The sequence below is a fragment of the Nocardia sp. NPDC055165 genome (assembly GCF_053606985.1).
Map to the genome: position 1 here is coordinate 331,128 of NZ_JBSGSS010000005.1, position 12,841 is coordinate 343,968.

14 protein-coding genes are annotated in these 12,841 nt (G+C 68.1%); 7 read left to right on the plus strand and 7 right to left on the minus strand.

What is annotated here, in order from left to right:
• Positions 1-25 precede the first annotated feature (25 nt).
• Positions 26-1,222, minus strand: a complete 1,197-nt coding sequence (locus ACWFRF_RS13510) for a saccharopine dehydrogenase NADP-binding domain-containing protein (RefSeq protein ID WP_452450148.1) — start codon at positions 1,220-1,222, stop codon at positions 26-28.
• Between the two features lie 31 nt (positions 1,223-1,253).
• Here ACWFRF_RS13510 and ACWFRF_RS13515 point away from each other — a divergent pair, with 31 nt between their 5' ends.
• Both ACWFRF_RS13515 and ACWFRF_RS13520 read left to right on the plus strand, forming a co-directional pair.
• On the plus strand, positions 1,254-1,850 hold the full coding sequence (locus ACWFRF_RS13515) for a TetR/AcrR family transcriptional regulator (RefSeq protein ID WP_452450149.1): 597 nt from the start codon (positions 1,254-1,256) through the stop codon (positions 1,848-1,850).
• 48 nt (positions 1,851-1,898) lie between these two features.
• Positions 1,899-2,276, plus strand: a complete 378-nt coding sequence (locus ACWFRF_RS13520) for a YdeI/OmpD-associated family protein (protein WP_452450151.1) — start codon at positions 1,899-1,901, stop codon at positions 2,274-2,276.
• 55 nt (positions 2,277-2,331) lie between these two features.
• Here the strand turns inward: ACWFRF_RS13520 and ACWFRF_RS13525 are convergent, their stop codons facing one another.
• Positions 2,332-3,192 (minus strand): MaoC/PaaZ C-terminal domain-containing protein, encoded by an 861-nt coding sequence (locus tag ACWFRF_RS13525; RefSeq protein WP_452450153.1) that lies wholly within the window; start codon positions 3,190-3,192, stop codon positions 2,332-2,334.
• 125 nt (positions 3,193-3,317) lie between these two features.
• Positions 3,318-5,021 (minus strand): 3-oxosteroid 1-dehydrogenase, encoded by a 1,704-nt coding sequence (kstD, locus tag ACWFRF_RS13530; protein ID WP_452450155.1) that lies wholly within the window; start codon positions 5,019-5,021, stop codon positions 3,318-3,320.
• A gap of 172 nt (positions 5,022-5,193) precedes the next feature.
• Here kstD and ACWFRF_RS13535 point away from each other — a divergent pair, with 172 nt between their 5' ends.
• From ACWFRF_RS13535 to dmpG, 3 genes are read left to right on the plus strand one after another with little or no spacing between them, the layout of a single operon-like run.
• On the plus strand, positions 5,194-5,979 hold the full coding sequence (locus tag ACWFRF_RS13535; protein WP_378990692.1) for a 2-keto-4-pentenoate hydratase: 786 nt from the start codon (positions 5,194-5,196) through the stop codon (positions 5,977-5,979).
• A 23-nt stretch (positions 5,980-6,002) separates the two neighbouring features.
• Positions 6,003-6,908 carry an acetaldehyde dehydrogenase (acetylating) gene (locus tag ACWFRF_RS13540; RefSeq protein WP_378990693.1) on the plus strand — a complete coding sequence of 302 codons (906 nt, stop codon included), beginning with the start codon at positions 6,003-6,005 and terminating at the stop codon, positions 6,906-6,908.
• A gap of 14 nt (positions 6,909-6,922) precedes the next feature.
• Positions 6,923-7,972, plus strand: coding sequence for a 4-hydroxy-2-oxovalerate aldolase (gene dmpG, locus ACWFRF_RS13545; protein ID WP_387446239.1), 1,050 nt, complete (start codon positions 6,923-6,925; stop codon positions 7,970-7,972).
• Between the two features lie 103 nt (positions 7,973-8,075).
• On the opposite strand, the gene ACWFRF_RS13550 is transcribed toward dmpG, so the two are convergent.
• The gene (locus tag ACWFRF_RS13550) at positions 8,076-8,828 is read right to left on the minus strand and encodes an SDR family oxidoreductase (protein ID WP_452450157.1); all 753 of its coding nucleotides are present in this window, start codon (positions 8,826-8,828) and stop codon (positions 8,076-8,078) included.
• A 71-nt stretch (positions 8,829-8,899) separates the two neighbouring features.
• Between ACWFRF_RS13550 and ACWFRF_RS13555 the strand changes: the two genes are divergently transcribed.
• Positions 8,900-9,247, plus strand: a complete 348-nt coding sequence (locus ACWFRF_RS13555) for a winged helix-turn-helix transcriptional regulator (protein ID WP_379312357.1) — start codon at positions 8,900-8,902, stop codon at positions 9,245-9,247.
• 69 nt (positions 9,248-9,316) lie between these two features.
• A complete protein-coding gene (locus tag ACWFRF_RS13560; RefSeq protein ID WP_452450238.1) occupies positions 9,317-10,147 on the plus strand; it encodes a GNAT family N-acetyltransferase in 831 nt (276 codons plus the stop codon).
• Positions 10,148-10,154: 7 nt separating this feature from the next.
• Here ACWFRF_RS13560 and ACWFRF_RS13565 read toward each other — a convergent pair whose 3' ends face one another.
• Genes ACWFRF_RS13565 through ACWFRF_RS13575 form a run of 3 tightly spaced genes read right to left on the minus strand, consistent with a single transcriptional unit; the run spans position 10,155 to position 12,834 of the window.
• Positions 10,155-10,604, minus strand: a complete 450-nt coding sequence (locus ACWFRF_RS13565; RefSeq protein ID WP_378990697.1) for a hypothetical protein — start codon at positions 10,602-10,604, stop codon at positions 10,155-10,157.
• On the minus strand, positions 10,601-11,875 hold the full coding sequence (locus ACWFRF_RS13570; RefSeq protein ID WP_452450160.1) for a DUF58 domain-containing protein: 1,275 nt from the start codon (positions 11,873-11,875) through the stop codon (positions 10,601-10,603). Before ACWFRF_RS13570 ends, ACWFRF_RS13565 begins: the two co-directional genes overlap by 4 nt.
• Positions 11,872-12,834 (minus strand): AAA family ATPase, encoded by a 963-nt coding sequence (locus tag ACWFRF_RS13575; protein ID WP_056818940.1) that lies wholly within the window; start codon positions 12,832-12,834, stop codon positions 11,872-11,874. Before ACWFRF_RS13575 ends, ACWFRF_RS13570 begins: the two co-directional genes overlap by 4 nt.
• Between the last annotated feature and the right edge of the window lie 7 nt (positions 12,835-12,841).

Below are 12,841 nucleotides of genomic sequence, written 5' to 3' on the forward strand. Positions count from 1 at the left end.
CGTGGCGTGCACTGTTGCCGGCAGCTCATCTCGCGGTGAGCAGTGCGGTCAGCAGCGCGGACGACAGTGCCGCGGCGTTGTCCTCCTCGGTGTCCCAGCTGCGCGTGGTGACCGTCATCGCGGCCGGGCGCGGTGCACCGAGACAGTGCGGGGCGAACGCGGTGAAGAATTCGTGCGGATCGAGCAGGGTCTCCGGCGTGTGGACGCCGGGGCTCTTCGACCGCAGCAGTGCCGCGACCGCCAACGGCACGCCGGTGTTGTCGGCCATCGTGAGACCGGGGACCTGACACAGCGCCGTGGCGGCGGTCGCGGCGACTCCAGCCCGCAGGCCCGTCGCGACGGCGAACAGCGGTGGCAGGCCACCGGCGGTGATCAGTTTCGCCGGATCGGCGGGCAGGAGTCGTTCGACGCGGGCTGCCACCCCGGCCGCCTGATCCAGCGTCAACAGGCGAGTGCCCATTACCCAGCGCAGTGCCAGCAGCGCCGCCGAGGTCGAGCGGTCGCCGACGACCACGGTGGTCGCGTCGCGGAGTTCGGGGAAGGCTCGCGCCACGGTGATCGCTTCCGGGTGACCGAAGCTGCGGCCTTCGCCGGTGCGCAGGCCCGGGTAGTCGATGCGCATCCGTTCCAGCGCCGGGCGCTGGGCGCGCACGCCGTCGCGGATGACCGGAATGTCACCGGCGATCTGCCGCATGCCGTGCACCACGGCCGCGGTCGCCCCCGGACCGGCCGGTTCGGTGTGCGCGGAGTGAATGTTCCAGCCGGTGACCACGGAGTCGACCCGGTCGAGTTCCCGGCCCGCCAGCACGGTGAGCAGATTGGCGATACCGGGGCTGGCGCCCATGCCGACCAGCGCTGTCACCCCCGCCGCGCGCGCCGCCGCGTCCAGTTCCAGCATGTCGATGGTCGGCTGGGGATCGTCGCAGATGTCGATGTAGTCGCAGCGCGCGGCGATCGCCGCCGCCAGGATCGGTGGGCCGAAGCGGAAATATGGGCCGACGGTATTCACCACCAGGTCGAAATCCCGCATCGCCGCGGTCAGCGCCGGGCCGTCGGTGGCGTCCAGTCGACAAGCGGTGGCGCCGAGTTCGGTGGCGAGCGCGCGCGCCGCGGCCTCGTCCCGGTCGGCGATCGTCAGTGCTGTCACTCTGTCGTCGCCGTGCATGATGTGGGCGGCGACCCTGCCCATCTCCCCTGCCCCACCCAGTGCCAGAACTCGCATGACTGCCTCCCCGTCGAATATATTTACTAACATGACAGTAAATAAAGTCGGGCGGCCGAGCAAGGCCAAGGAGCGCATCGGTCAGATCCTGCGGGCCGCTCATTCCGTCGTGGCGAGCGACGGTTTCGCCGATACGACGCTGTCGCGGGTGGCCGCGGCGGCCGGGGTGCAGCGCACGCTGGTGCTGCACTATTTCGGCAGTAGAGACGGGCTGATGCGGGCCTTCGTCACCGAAGCCGTCGCCGCGTACGGTGACGCGCAACTGCGACTGGGCGCCGAGGGGACGATCGAGGATCGAGTGGCACGGATGTTCGCACCGGGCGCTTACGGAAACCGCGACGACCTGGTGGTGTGGAGCGAACTGGTGAATCTCGCGGCGCGCGATGAGGTGGTCCGGCACAGCCTCCGGGAGTTGTGGACCGAGCGGTGGCTACCCGAACTGGAGCGACAGCTCGCCGCCGCGTACCCGGCCGCCCCGGCGGATCGCGTCGCGACCAGCGCCTACGGGCTCGCGTGCCTGTTCGAGGCGCACTGGGCGTTTCACCTGCAAGGAGTCGTCGATTCCCGACGGACCGAGCAGGCCACCCGAGCCGCCGACGCCCTACTGGCGACACTCGAACCGGCGTGAATTCAAAGTGCTCATTCGGTGAGCACTTTGAGTCGGAGGATAGGTGGCATGGACATCGAATTCATCACCTGCCCCGACGCCGAAGCCTGGGACACGTGGCTGGCGGCGAACCACGCCGACGCCCGCGAGGTGTGGGTGCTGATCGCAAAGAAGAAGGCCCCCGAGAAATCGGTGACGATCAGCGAAACCCTGGACGGCGCACTCTGCTACGGCTGGATCGACAGCCATCGCCGCAGCCTCGACACTCACCACTACCTGCAGCGATACTCGCCGCGTCGAGCACGGAGCCCCTGGTCGCAGGTCAACGTCGCCAAGGCCGAAGCCCTCATCGCCGCGGGGCGGATGCGGTCGGCCGGGTTCGCGGCCATCGAATCGGCGTGCGCCGACGGCCGCATCGCCCAAGCGATCACCGCGCTCGAAGAATGATCACCAGGCCACCGGCGTTCTCACGCTCCGGCGACCTGGTGATCAGTGGTTCGGATCAGGCGATACGCAGGGCCACATCGCTGAGGACGGGGGCATCGTCTCGTTCGACCACGGTGACGACCGCGATCAACTGGTCGCCCTCGCGCCACACCTTGGTGCGCAAGGTCTCGCCCGGGTAGAGCACGCCGGCGAACTTGGCCCGGAACCCGCCGACCCGGCCCGCGTCAGTGTCGAGCAGGGCATCGGTGATGGCCTTGCATACCGTGCCGTAGGTGCACAGCCCGTGCAGGATCGGGGCGGGAAAACCTGCGCCACGGGCGAATTCGGGGTCCGAGTGCAGCGGGTTGCGATCGCCGGAGAGGCGGTACAGCAGGGCCTGCTGCGGCAACGTGGGGGTGAGCAGCTCCGCGTCGGGGGCGCGATCGGGCAGTTCGGTACGGGCACTCGGGCCACGCTCGCCGCCGAAGCCACCTTCACCCCTGGCGAAAATGGAGGACCGCGCGGTCCACAGCGGTTCACCGTCGGATCCGGTGATGGTGTGCTCCTGCACGATCACCGCGTTGGCGCCTTTATCCCAGATCTCGACGATCCGACCAGCCCAAAGCGCCTTACCCGCAGCCGGAATCGGCTTGTGCGCCACTACTTCCTGGTGACCGTGCACGACCTTGGCCAGGTCGATCTCGATACCGGGGAAGCTCACTCGCGGCGGCTCGGTTTCGCCGAGGGTCGGCGCCACCGTCGCGAACGTCGGCAGCACCTGGGGTGCGCGATCGTCGAGGTAGGCCAGTTCGGCCGGGTCGGTCGGGCGGGCGCCCGCGCCCAGACCCAGGTGGTAGAGCTGCACGTCGGTGGGTGTCCAGCTGAACTCGCGCGCGGGCAGAGTCGCGCCGAGCGCGGTCGCCAGATCAATGGGCATGGGTTACTCCTGCATGTCTGCTGAACAGTACGAATGGCTCGTTCATCCGTCGACCTCGTCCGCCGACCCGGTCGTCGAGACGTCGATGACCGCCAGGTAGCCGATCGTGATCGTCGGGCTGACCCTCATGCTGTCGCCTTCGTCGAGTCGGTCGCCTTCTTGGCGACGATGTCGAGGACCGCCAGGTAGGCGAAGGTGATCGCGGGGCCGATGGTGGCGCCGGGGCCCGCGTAGGTGTGGCCCATCACCGGCGAGCTGGTGTTGCCCGCGGCGTAGAGGCCGTCGATGACGGAATCGTCCTCGCGCAGCACACGTGCGGCCGTATCGGTGACGAGGCCGCCCTTGGTGCCGAGGTCGCCGGGCACCATCTTCGCCGCGTAGAACGGGCCCTGCGACAGTTCGGCCAGGCACGGATTCGGCTTCACGGTCGGGTCGCCGTAGTAGCGGTCGTAGTGGCTGTTGCCGCGACCGAAGTCCTCGTCCTTGCCCGCGGCGGCGAAGCCGTTGAAACGCTCGATCGTCGAGGTCAGGTTGTCGACGGGCACGCCGATGCGCTCGGCGAGCTCCCCGATCGTGTCGGCCTTGACGATGTAGTCGTTCTCCATCCAGCGCGACGGAAAGCGCTGTCCCGGTTGCAGGCCCGCGAAGATGTAGCGGTTGCGGTAGCGCTGGTCGAACACCAGCCAGGACGGCACGTTCTCGCCGGGGCCCGCACCCTGCCCGTACTCACCGCCGTACATGGTGTGCACCGCCTCGACGTAGGGGGCGGACTCGTTGCCGAACCGCTCGCCCCGGTCGTTGACCATGATGGTGCCGGGCAGGTTGCGCTCGGCCAGCGCGAACCAGGGCTTGCCGCCCTTGAAGATCGTCGGACCCCACCAGGCGTCCTCCATGAATCCGACCGTCGCACCCGCTGCCATACCCGCGACGATGCCATCGCCGGTGTTGGCCGCGGCACCGGTTGTCCACTCAGTGGTTATCGGCTGACGCTGGTACTTGGCCCGCATGTCGGCATTGTGCTCGAACCCGCCCGCGCCGAGGACCACGCCGTAGCGCGCGGTGAAGGTGACCGGTTCGCCATCGACGGTGGCCTTGACCCCGGTGACCTTGCCGTCGGTGACCACCAGGTCGGTGAGTGGGGTGTTGAGCAGCACCGGCACGCCCGCGTCGAGCAGGCCCTTGCGCATGGCGGCGATGATGGCCTGCCCCATGCCGAGCAGATGCTTGCCGGTCCACTTGGCCAGGTAGGTGCGGGCGCCGACGCGCAGCGCCCGCATCGCGCCCTTGGGATGACGGCGGATCAGGTTGAGCCGTACGAAGTCGGCCTGCATGACGACCACGTTCAGCGGCGCCTTGGCGTAGGGCGGTTCCAGATTGGCCAGTTCCGCGCCGAGCACCTTGCCGTTGAACGGCGTGGGCTCGCACGAACGTCCCTGGCCGAGCCCGCCCGGGGCCTCGGGGTAGTAGTCGGAGTAGCCGGGAACCCACTTCATCTTCAGCGGGGTGTGGTCGAGGACGAAGTCGAACGCCTCGGCGCCACGATCGAGGTAGGTGTCGATCTTCTCGGCGGGCACCACGTCGCCGATGATGCTGTGCAGGTAGGTGCGCGCGTCCTCGCGGTCGTCGGGGCGGCCCGCGGCGAGCAACGCCTTGTTGCCCGGAATCCAGACGCCACCGCCGGATCGGGCCGTCGATCCACCGTAGTGCGCGGCCTTCTCCAGCAGCACAACGCTCAGTCCCTTGTGCGCCGCCGCGAGGGCGGCGGTCATCCCGGCGGCGCCGCTACCGACGACCACGACATCGTATTCCCGATCAGTCATGTAGAACACGTTATAGAAGGGTCCGGTCGTTGGACAGATAAAAGTAGAACTCAGTAGAACATGTTGCAGAAATCACCAGATGTAGCGTTGTATTGTCAGGTGAACGGCTGATGCTGAACTGGAAAACCGGTTACAGTTTTGGCATCTAGATCCTTCCGACCGTGCTGCCAAGGAGGTCCGCGTGCTGCCTGACGCGGTACGAACTCAACTCGCCGACGAACTCGCCCGCGCCGAAGACGACCGGGTCGCCGTGTCGCCGCTCGTCGACCGGTTCCCCGATATCGATGTGGTCGACGCCTACGAGATCCAGCTGCTCAACATCCAGCGCAGGCTCCGGTCCGGCGCGAAGGTCGTCGGGCACAAGGTGGGGCTGTCGTCGAAGGCGATGCAGGAGATGATGGGCGTCGACGAGCCCGACTACGGACACCTGCTCGCCGACATGGAGGTCTACGAAGACGTCCCCGTCGACACCTCGAAGTTCCTGCTGCCGCGCGTGGAGGTCGAGGTCGGATTCGTGCTCGGCGCCGATCTGCCCGGCGAGGACTGCACCGAGGCCGACGTGCTGGCCGCGACCGTCGCGTACGCGCCCTCGATCGAACTCATCGACTCGCGCATCAACGACTGGAAGATCGGCCTGACCGACACCATCGCCGACAACGCCTCCTCGGCCGGGTGGGTGCTCGGCAAGGAGCGCGTCGCACCCGGCGACATCGACATCAAGGCCATCGACGCCGTGCTCACCCGCAACGGCGAGGTCATCGCCGAGGGCCGCAGCGACGCGGTGCTGGGCGATCCGGTGATCGCCGTCGCGTGGCTGGCGCGCAAGGTCGCGACCTTCGGGGTGCGGTTGAAGAAGGGCGACATCGTGCTCCCCGGTTCCTGCACCCGCGCCATCGACGCCCGCCCCGGTGACGACTTCCTCGCCGAGTTCACCGGACTCGGTTCTGTCCGTTTGCGTTTCCGCTGAACCAGACTTCCTAGGAGTACACCGTGACCAGCAAAGTCACCGCCGCGATCGTGGGGTCCGGCAACATCAGCACCGATCTGCTGTACAAGCTGCTGCGCTCGGACAAGATCGAGCCGCGCTGGATGATCGGCATCGACCCGGATTCGGAGGGGCTGAAGCGGGCACGCGGGCTGGGTCTGGAAACCTCCGCCGAGGGCGCGGACTGGCTGCTCGCCCTCGACGAGAAGCCCGATCTGCTGTTCGAGGCCACCTCCGCCTACGTGCACCGCGCGTACGCGCCGAAATACGAGGCCGCGGGTATCCGCGCCGTCGATCTCACCCCGGCCGCCGTCGGCCCGGCCGTGATCCCCCCGGTGAACCTGGATTCGCTGCGGGACGCGGCGAACGTCAACATGATCACCTGCGGTGGCCAGGCCACGATTCCGATGGTCAACGCGGTCTCGCGGGTTGTCCCGGTGTCCTACGCCGAGATCGTGGCCTCGGTGTCCTCGGTGTCGGCCGGTCCGGGTACCCGCGCGAACATCGACGAGTTCACCAAGACCACCTCCAAGGGTGTGGAGACCATCGGTGGCGCCGAACGCGGCAAGGCCATCATCATCCTGAACCCGGCCGAGCCGCCGATGATCATGCGCGACACCATCTTCTGCGCCATCCCCGAGGATGCCGATCGCGACGCGATCTCCGAGTCGATCTTCCGGATGGAGAAGTCCATTCAGGAGTACGTGCCCGGCTACCGACTGCTCAACGAACCGCAGTTCGACGACCCGTCGCTGGTATCCGGCGGCTTGGCGAAGGTGTCGATCTTCGTCGAGGTCGAGGGTGCGGGCGACTTCCTGCCGCCGTACGCGGGCAACCTCGACATCATGACGGCCGCGGCCACCAAGGTCGGCGATGTGCTGGCCGATCAAATCATCTCGGCTCGGGTGTAAGGGAGAACTCAATCATGAGCAATGTGCGCAAGCCCTACTCGGGCGAACTCGATGTGCGCGTTACCGATACCTCGCTGCGTGACGGCTCGCATCACAAGCGTCACCAGTTCACCGTGACCGAGGTTCGCGACATCGTCGGCGCGCTCGACGCGTCCGGTGTCCCGGTCATCGAGGTCACCCACGGTGACGGCCTGGCCGGGTCCTCGTTCAACTACGGGTTCTCCAAGACCCCGGAGCAGGAACTGATCAAGGCCGCCGCGGAGACCGCCAAGCAGGCCAAGATCGCCTTCCTGATGCTGCCCGGTGTGGGCATCAAGGAGGACATCAAGATCTCGCAGGACAACGGCGCGTCCATCTGCCGCATCGCCACCCACTGCACCGAAGCCGATGTGTCCATTCAGCACTTCGGCTACGCGCGGGATCTGGGCCTGGAGACCGTCGGCTTCCTGATGATGGCGCACAGCACCACCCCGGAGCTGCTGGCCAAGCAGGCCCGCATCATGGCCGACGCGGGCTGCCAGTGCGTGTACGTCGTCGACTCGGCGGGCGCGCTTGTGCTGGAACAGGTTTCGGACCGCGTCTCGGCGCTGGTGGCCGAACTCGGCGACGACGCCCAGGTCGGCTTCCACGGCCACGAGAACCTCGGCCTCGCCGTGGCGAACTCGGTCTACGCCGTGCGCGCGGGCGCCACCCAGATCGACGGCTCGGCTCGCCGCTTCGGCGCGGGCGCGGGCAACCTGCCGGTCGAGGCCTTCATCGGCGTCTGCGACAAGCTCGGTGTCAAGACCGGCGTGGACTTCTTCGCCGTCACCGACGCCGCCGAGGACGTGGTCCGCCCGGCCATGCCGTCGGAATGCCTGCTCGACCGTCAGGCCCTGATGATGGGCTACGCGGGCGTCTACTCCAGCTTCCTGCGCCACGCCGAACGCCAGGCCGAACGCTACGGCGTCTCCGCCGCCGAAATGCTCGTCCGCGCCGGCAAGCGCAAGCTCGTCGGCGGACAGGAAGACCAGCTCATCGACATCGCCCTGGAACTCCAGCGCGAAGCTTCGGTCACGGCCTGATAGTTCCCCACCCAGCACCGGGCCGGCAGACATCCTGCCGGCCCGGTGCTGTTTCTTTGTGCACAGCCTCTGGGTTCGACTCGATCCAATTGGATCGAGTCCGTCACCACCGCGATGCAGCCTGGTAGTCGTGACCGCCGACGTAGAACGTGTGGCCGTCCGCGACCGCGTCGGTTCCGGCCCGAACGATCACGCGCGCGAAGTCCTCGACCGTGGGCAACGGGCCTGCCGCGCGGCGGGATTCGACACTGCCCGGGTCGCGCCGTTCCAGCAGGCGGACGATGATCGTCCCGTCGATCATGTCGCCGGACACCACCGTGAAACCGACTCCGCGCTCACGGAATTCGGGGATCAGCGCTCGCAGCGCATCCTCGCCGGCCCGCTTGCTCCGTGCGATCGGCGTGTAACCCTGTGGCACGTTGTCGTTTTCGTGAATGAAGTGCGCCTGATGGCTGGTGACGAACACGATCCGGCCGCCCTCGGGCATCAGCGGCAGCATCGCCGTCGCCAGGTTCACCTGCGCATCCCGGTTGAGTCGGAGCGCATACCCGGCATCGGCGTCCCGCTCGAGTCCGCCGGACGCGTTGAGCACCAAGGTATCCAGCCGGCCGAACGTCCGGCCGACCTCCTCGACCATCGCCTCGACAGCCGCCGGATCGGAGACATCGGCGCCGAGCACCGAGGCGCTGCCGCCCGCCGTCACGATCCCGTCCACGACATCCTGCGCCCGCTTGCGCTTCTCCCGGAAGTTCACGACGACATGCGCTCCCGCCGCCCCGAACTGCGCGGCCGCCTCCGCCCCGATGCCCCGCGAGGCCCCGGTCACCAGCACGATTCGCTGAATTGTCGAATCCATCGTCGATCTCCTCGCCACATCCCCGACCGGTCATAACGCTTCTGATTCAGAAGCAACTATCGTGCTTCTGAATGAGAAGCGCAACCGGCGACGAACCCTCGCAAGCGATCCTGGCCGCGATCGACCTACTCGGCCAGCGCTGGATGCTGCGCGTGATCTGGGAACTCGAGCCAGGCCCGCTTGGCTTCCTCGACCTGCGCCGGCGCATGGGCAACTGCTCGTCGAGCATGCTCTCGGACCGCCTCCAGCAGCTCCAGTCCGCGGCGCTGATCCGCAAGAACGGCCAGCGCGGCGCCTACGAGCTCACCACCGAAGGCGCCCTCCTCGCCGAGTCTCTCCAGCCCCTGTGGGACTGGTCCGAGAACCGGACCCCCACCGGCGACGGCGACGGGCGAATCCCCTGGCGGCCCGACCGCTAGTCCGCCGACCCTCGGAAACTCGCTGGACACGGGCGATATAACTGGCTGATGAGCGAGGATGCGGCGGCGTTGTTCTGCGATACCGGCATGGCCGGTCGAATCGAGCGGATGGAGACCGAGGCCATTGCCGGTGGGGTGAACGCGGGACTCCGCAGGGCGACCACGACGACCGGCGGGTTCACACAGGAGATCGCCGGTGGCGCAGCGTGTTTCGCCGGCCCGAACTCGCCGTTGAACAAAGTGGTCGGCGTCGGCTTCGCCGGGGTGCCCTCGACGGCGCAGTGGGAGGCGGTCGAACAGGCTTATGCCGAGGTGGGGGCGCCGGTCCAGGTCGAGCTGGCCCATCTCGCCGACCCGCGGATCGGCGCCGAACTGACCGCGCGCGGGTATCGGCTGACATCGTTCGAGAACGTGCTCGGCCTGCGCCTGCGCGGCCGTGCGTGGCAGATTCCGCAGTCGGTCGAGGTGCGCCGCGATGACGACGACATGGATACCTGGCTCGATATCGTCGTCGACGGCTTCGCCCACCCCGACGACGACGGCCTACCCGCCACCGAGGACTTCCCTCGCGACATCCTCGCCTCCGCCGTCCGAGATCTGGCTGCCACCAACAACACCCATCGCTACCTGGCCTACCGCGCAGGCGAGCCCGCAGGCGGCGCGAGCCTTCGCCTGGCCGGCGGCATCGCCGCTCTCGCCGGGGCGGCGACGCTCCCCGAGCATCGTCGACAAGGCGTCCAGACAGCGCTGCTCTCCACCCGGCTCAACGCGGCGGCCGCGGCCGACTGCGACCTCGCGGTCGTCACCACCCAGCCCGGATCGAAATCCCAGCAGAACTCCCAAGCCCAAGGCTTCGCCCTGCTCTACACCCGCGCAGTGCTGGTCAAAGATCCCGCCTGACCACGACCTACTCGATGCGGATCTCTTCGACGGTGGGGCCCTTGGCCGAGAGGCCGCTCACCAGGAGCGCGTAGATCGCGACGATGAGGATGGGCGCGGCCAGAGGCGCCCAGATCAGCTGGACGGGGACCCAGGCCGCGGTGGCGGCGGCGATGGTGAACAGGACCGCGCCGCCCACCGAGGGGATGGTGGTGGGGACCACGCCCTCGGGGGCGTGCAGAACGGCCGCGTTGAGCAGGTAGGTGGTGGCGACCAAACCTGTTGCGGCTGCGGCTATTACGCCGACATCGGCGAAAGCAAGAGCGGCGACGGTGATCAGCACCGCGCCGACCGAGGCCGGGCGCCACCACCAGCTCGCGATCACCAGCGCCAGCGCGGGCACCCCGGCGAGGGGATTGATCAGCGCGACCGCGGCGACCAGGAGCAGACCGGCCAGCAGAGCAAGGAATCTCGTCATCGGCGCACCCGTACTGCTCGGCGATGTTCGGGGAGCAGGCGCATGGCCTGGTCCAGGCGGGTGTCTTCGGGCCAGGCGATGATGTCGACGCCGACGGTGCCCATGTCCCGATACATCGAGGCCCGTTCGAGCTGCCACATCTTGGCCATGGTCGGGTCGAGGCCGTCCTCGAAGGGTGTACCGCGCAGGACGTCGACCGCGACCACCACGTGGCCGCGTTTGCGCAGGTCGATCAGGGCCAGCGCGAACTGGGTGTCGAGCAGGGTGGAGAAGGCCACCACGATCGCGCCGATCGGAACGGCGGCGTGCGGCGCCAGGGTGCCGGTGGTCTCGACGTGTTCGTCGCCGACGCCCAGAACGGTGTCGACGATGCGGTAGAACTGTCTGCGGCCGATGTCGGGGCGCAGCCAGCGGGGCGATTCACCGAGGCAGACCACGGCGGTGCGGTCGCCGGATTGCAGGGTCGACTGCACCACCTGGGCGGCGCCGCGCACCGACAGTTCCAGCGAAGCGCTGGCGGGGCCGGGCGCCTGCAAAGATGTGTCGACCATGACGACCACGTCGGCGGAGCGGTTGGTGAACCGCTGGGTGACGTAGAGCCTGCCGCGCCGCGCGCTCACCGGCCAGTTGACGGCGCGCAATTGATCGCCCGGCGTGTAGGCGCGGATGTCGGCGTATTCGACACCGGGGCCGTGCCTGCGGGTCAGGTGGGTGCCGATGCGGTCGGGAAGTTCGGTGCGCGGCATGCGCATTCGCTGCGGATCGGCGATGGGATACACGTAGAGCTTGGCCGCGGGCAGCTCGGTGGTCGCGACCGCGAGACCGGCCGGGCTCAGCGCGGACACCTTCACCTGCACCGGATACCGGCCCCAGCGGGTGGCCGAGAGCCCGAGGCGCATGCCCGCGGGCGCACCACCGGAATCGTGGGCTTCCTCGACCTCGAGCTCCAGGCCGGGCACCGGCAGGGCGGTCATCCGCAGCAGCGCGTGCCCGCTCTCGACGAAAGCGACCGCGTTGCAACCGATCACCTCGTTCTCGAAACAGCGCACGGTGCCGCTGCCGTCGACCTGGACCCTGGTCGGCGCCTGCTGCCACGGCGCGGTGGCGAGCACACCGAGCATCGGCGCCGCGAAGACGACCAGCTGCCACTGCCCCAGCAGCACCGCGACGACCAGTGCCGCTGCCGCGCAACCGGCCAGGATGAACACCAGTGGCGCGGGCCGCCACCGGAGGTCGACCTCGACCGTTCTGGATTCGTCGCGATGCTTCATGTGCTCGTGGCGCGGGGCACCGGTAGCCGGCGGAGTAGTTCGGTGATGACGTCCTCGCCACGGATACGACGCACCCACATTTCGGGGCGCAACGTGATGCGATGCGACATCGCCGCCACCGCGAGGGCTTTCACGTCTTCGGGAATCACATAGTCGCGCCCGAGGAGCAGCGCCCTCGCCCGCGACATCTGCACCAGATCGAGTTCGGCACGTGGGCTGGCGCCGACTTCCACCTGCGGATGGCTGCGGGTGGCCGAGGCCAGCGCGACGACGTAGCTCACCACGTCGGGGTGCACTGTGACGAACTCGACCGACTGACGCATCTCCATCAGCCCCTGCGCGTCGACCACCTGGCCCACTTGCGGTGCGGTGGAACCACGTTCGAGCCTGCGCCGGATCATCTGCGTCTCGTCGGCCTCGGAGAGGTAACCGAGACGCAGCTGGATGGCGAAGCGGTCGAGCTGGGCCTCGGGCAGCGGGTAGGTGCCCTCGTACTCGATCGGGTTGTCGGTGGCCAGCACCACGAACGGCTGTGGGAGCAGGAAGGTTTCGCCGTCGATGCTCACCTGGCCCTCGGCCATCGCCTCCAGCAGCGCGGCCTGGGTCTTGGGCGGCGTGCGGTTGATCTCGTCGGCGAGCAGCACATTGGTGAACACCGGACCGCGACGGAAGTTGAACCGGCCCGACGCCATGTCATAGATCGTCGAACCCAGCAGGTCGGCGGGCAGTAGATCGGGCGTGAACTGCACGCGGGTGAAGTCCAGGCCGAGCGCGGCCGCGAAAGACCGCGCGATCAGGGTCTTTCCGAGGCCCGGCAGGTCCTCGATGAGTACGTGGCCTCCGGCCAGCACGGCAATCATGATGAGCTGCATCTCATCTCGCTTGCCGACCACGACACGGCCCAGCTCACGCAGTACGGCATCGGAGCGCTGGACGGTCACGTTCAACGGCATTGTCATCGGTGGC

Bases quoted from the DNA above. Each gene is read 5' to 3' on its own strand.
- ACWFRF_RS13510 (WP_452450148.1), bottom strand. From the start codon at position 1,222: ATGCGAGTTCTGGCACTGGGTGGGGCAGGGGAGATGGGCAGGGTCGCC.
- ACWFRF_RS13515 (WP_452450149.1), top strand. From the start codon at position 1,254: ATGACAGTAAATAAAGTCGGGCGGCCGAGCAAGGCCAAGGAGCGCATC.
- ACWFRF_RS13520 (WP_452450151.1), top strand. From the start codon at position 1,899: ATGGACATCGAATTCATCACCTGCCCCGACGCCGAAGCCTGGGACACG.
- ACWFRF_RS13525 (WP_452450153.1), bottom strand. From the start codon at position 3,192: ATGCCCATTGATCTGGCGACCGCGCTCGGCGCGACTCTGCCCGCGCGC.
- dmpG (WP_387446239.1), top strand. From the start codon at position 6,923: ATGAGCAATGTGCGCAAGCCCTACTCGGGCGAACTCGATGTGCGCGTT.
- ACWFRF_RS13550 (WP_452450157.1), bottom strand. From the start codon at position 8,828: ATGGATTCGACAATTCAGCGAATCGTGCTGGTGACCGGGGCCTCGCGG.
- ACWFRF_RS13555 (WP_379312357.1), top strand. From the start codon at position 8,900: ATGAGAAGCGCAACCGGCGACGAACCCTCGCAAGCGATCCTGGCCGCG.
- ACWFRF_RS13565 (WP_378990697.1), bottom strand. From the start codon at position 10,604: ATGACGAGATTCCTTGCTCTGCTGGCCGGTCTGCTCCTGGTCGCCGCG.
- ACWFRF_RS13570 (WP_452450160.1), bottom strand. From the start codon at position 11,875: ATGAAGCATCGCGACGAATCCAGAACGGTCGAGGTCGACCTCCGGTGG.
- ACWFRF_RS13575 (WP_056818940.1), bottom strand. From the start codon at position 12,834: ATGACAATGCCGTTGAACGTGACCGTCCAGCGCTCCGATGCCGTACTG.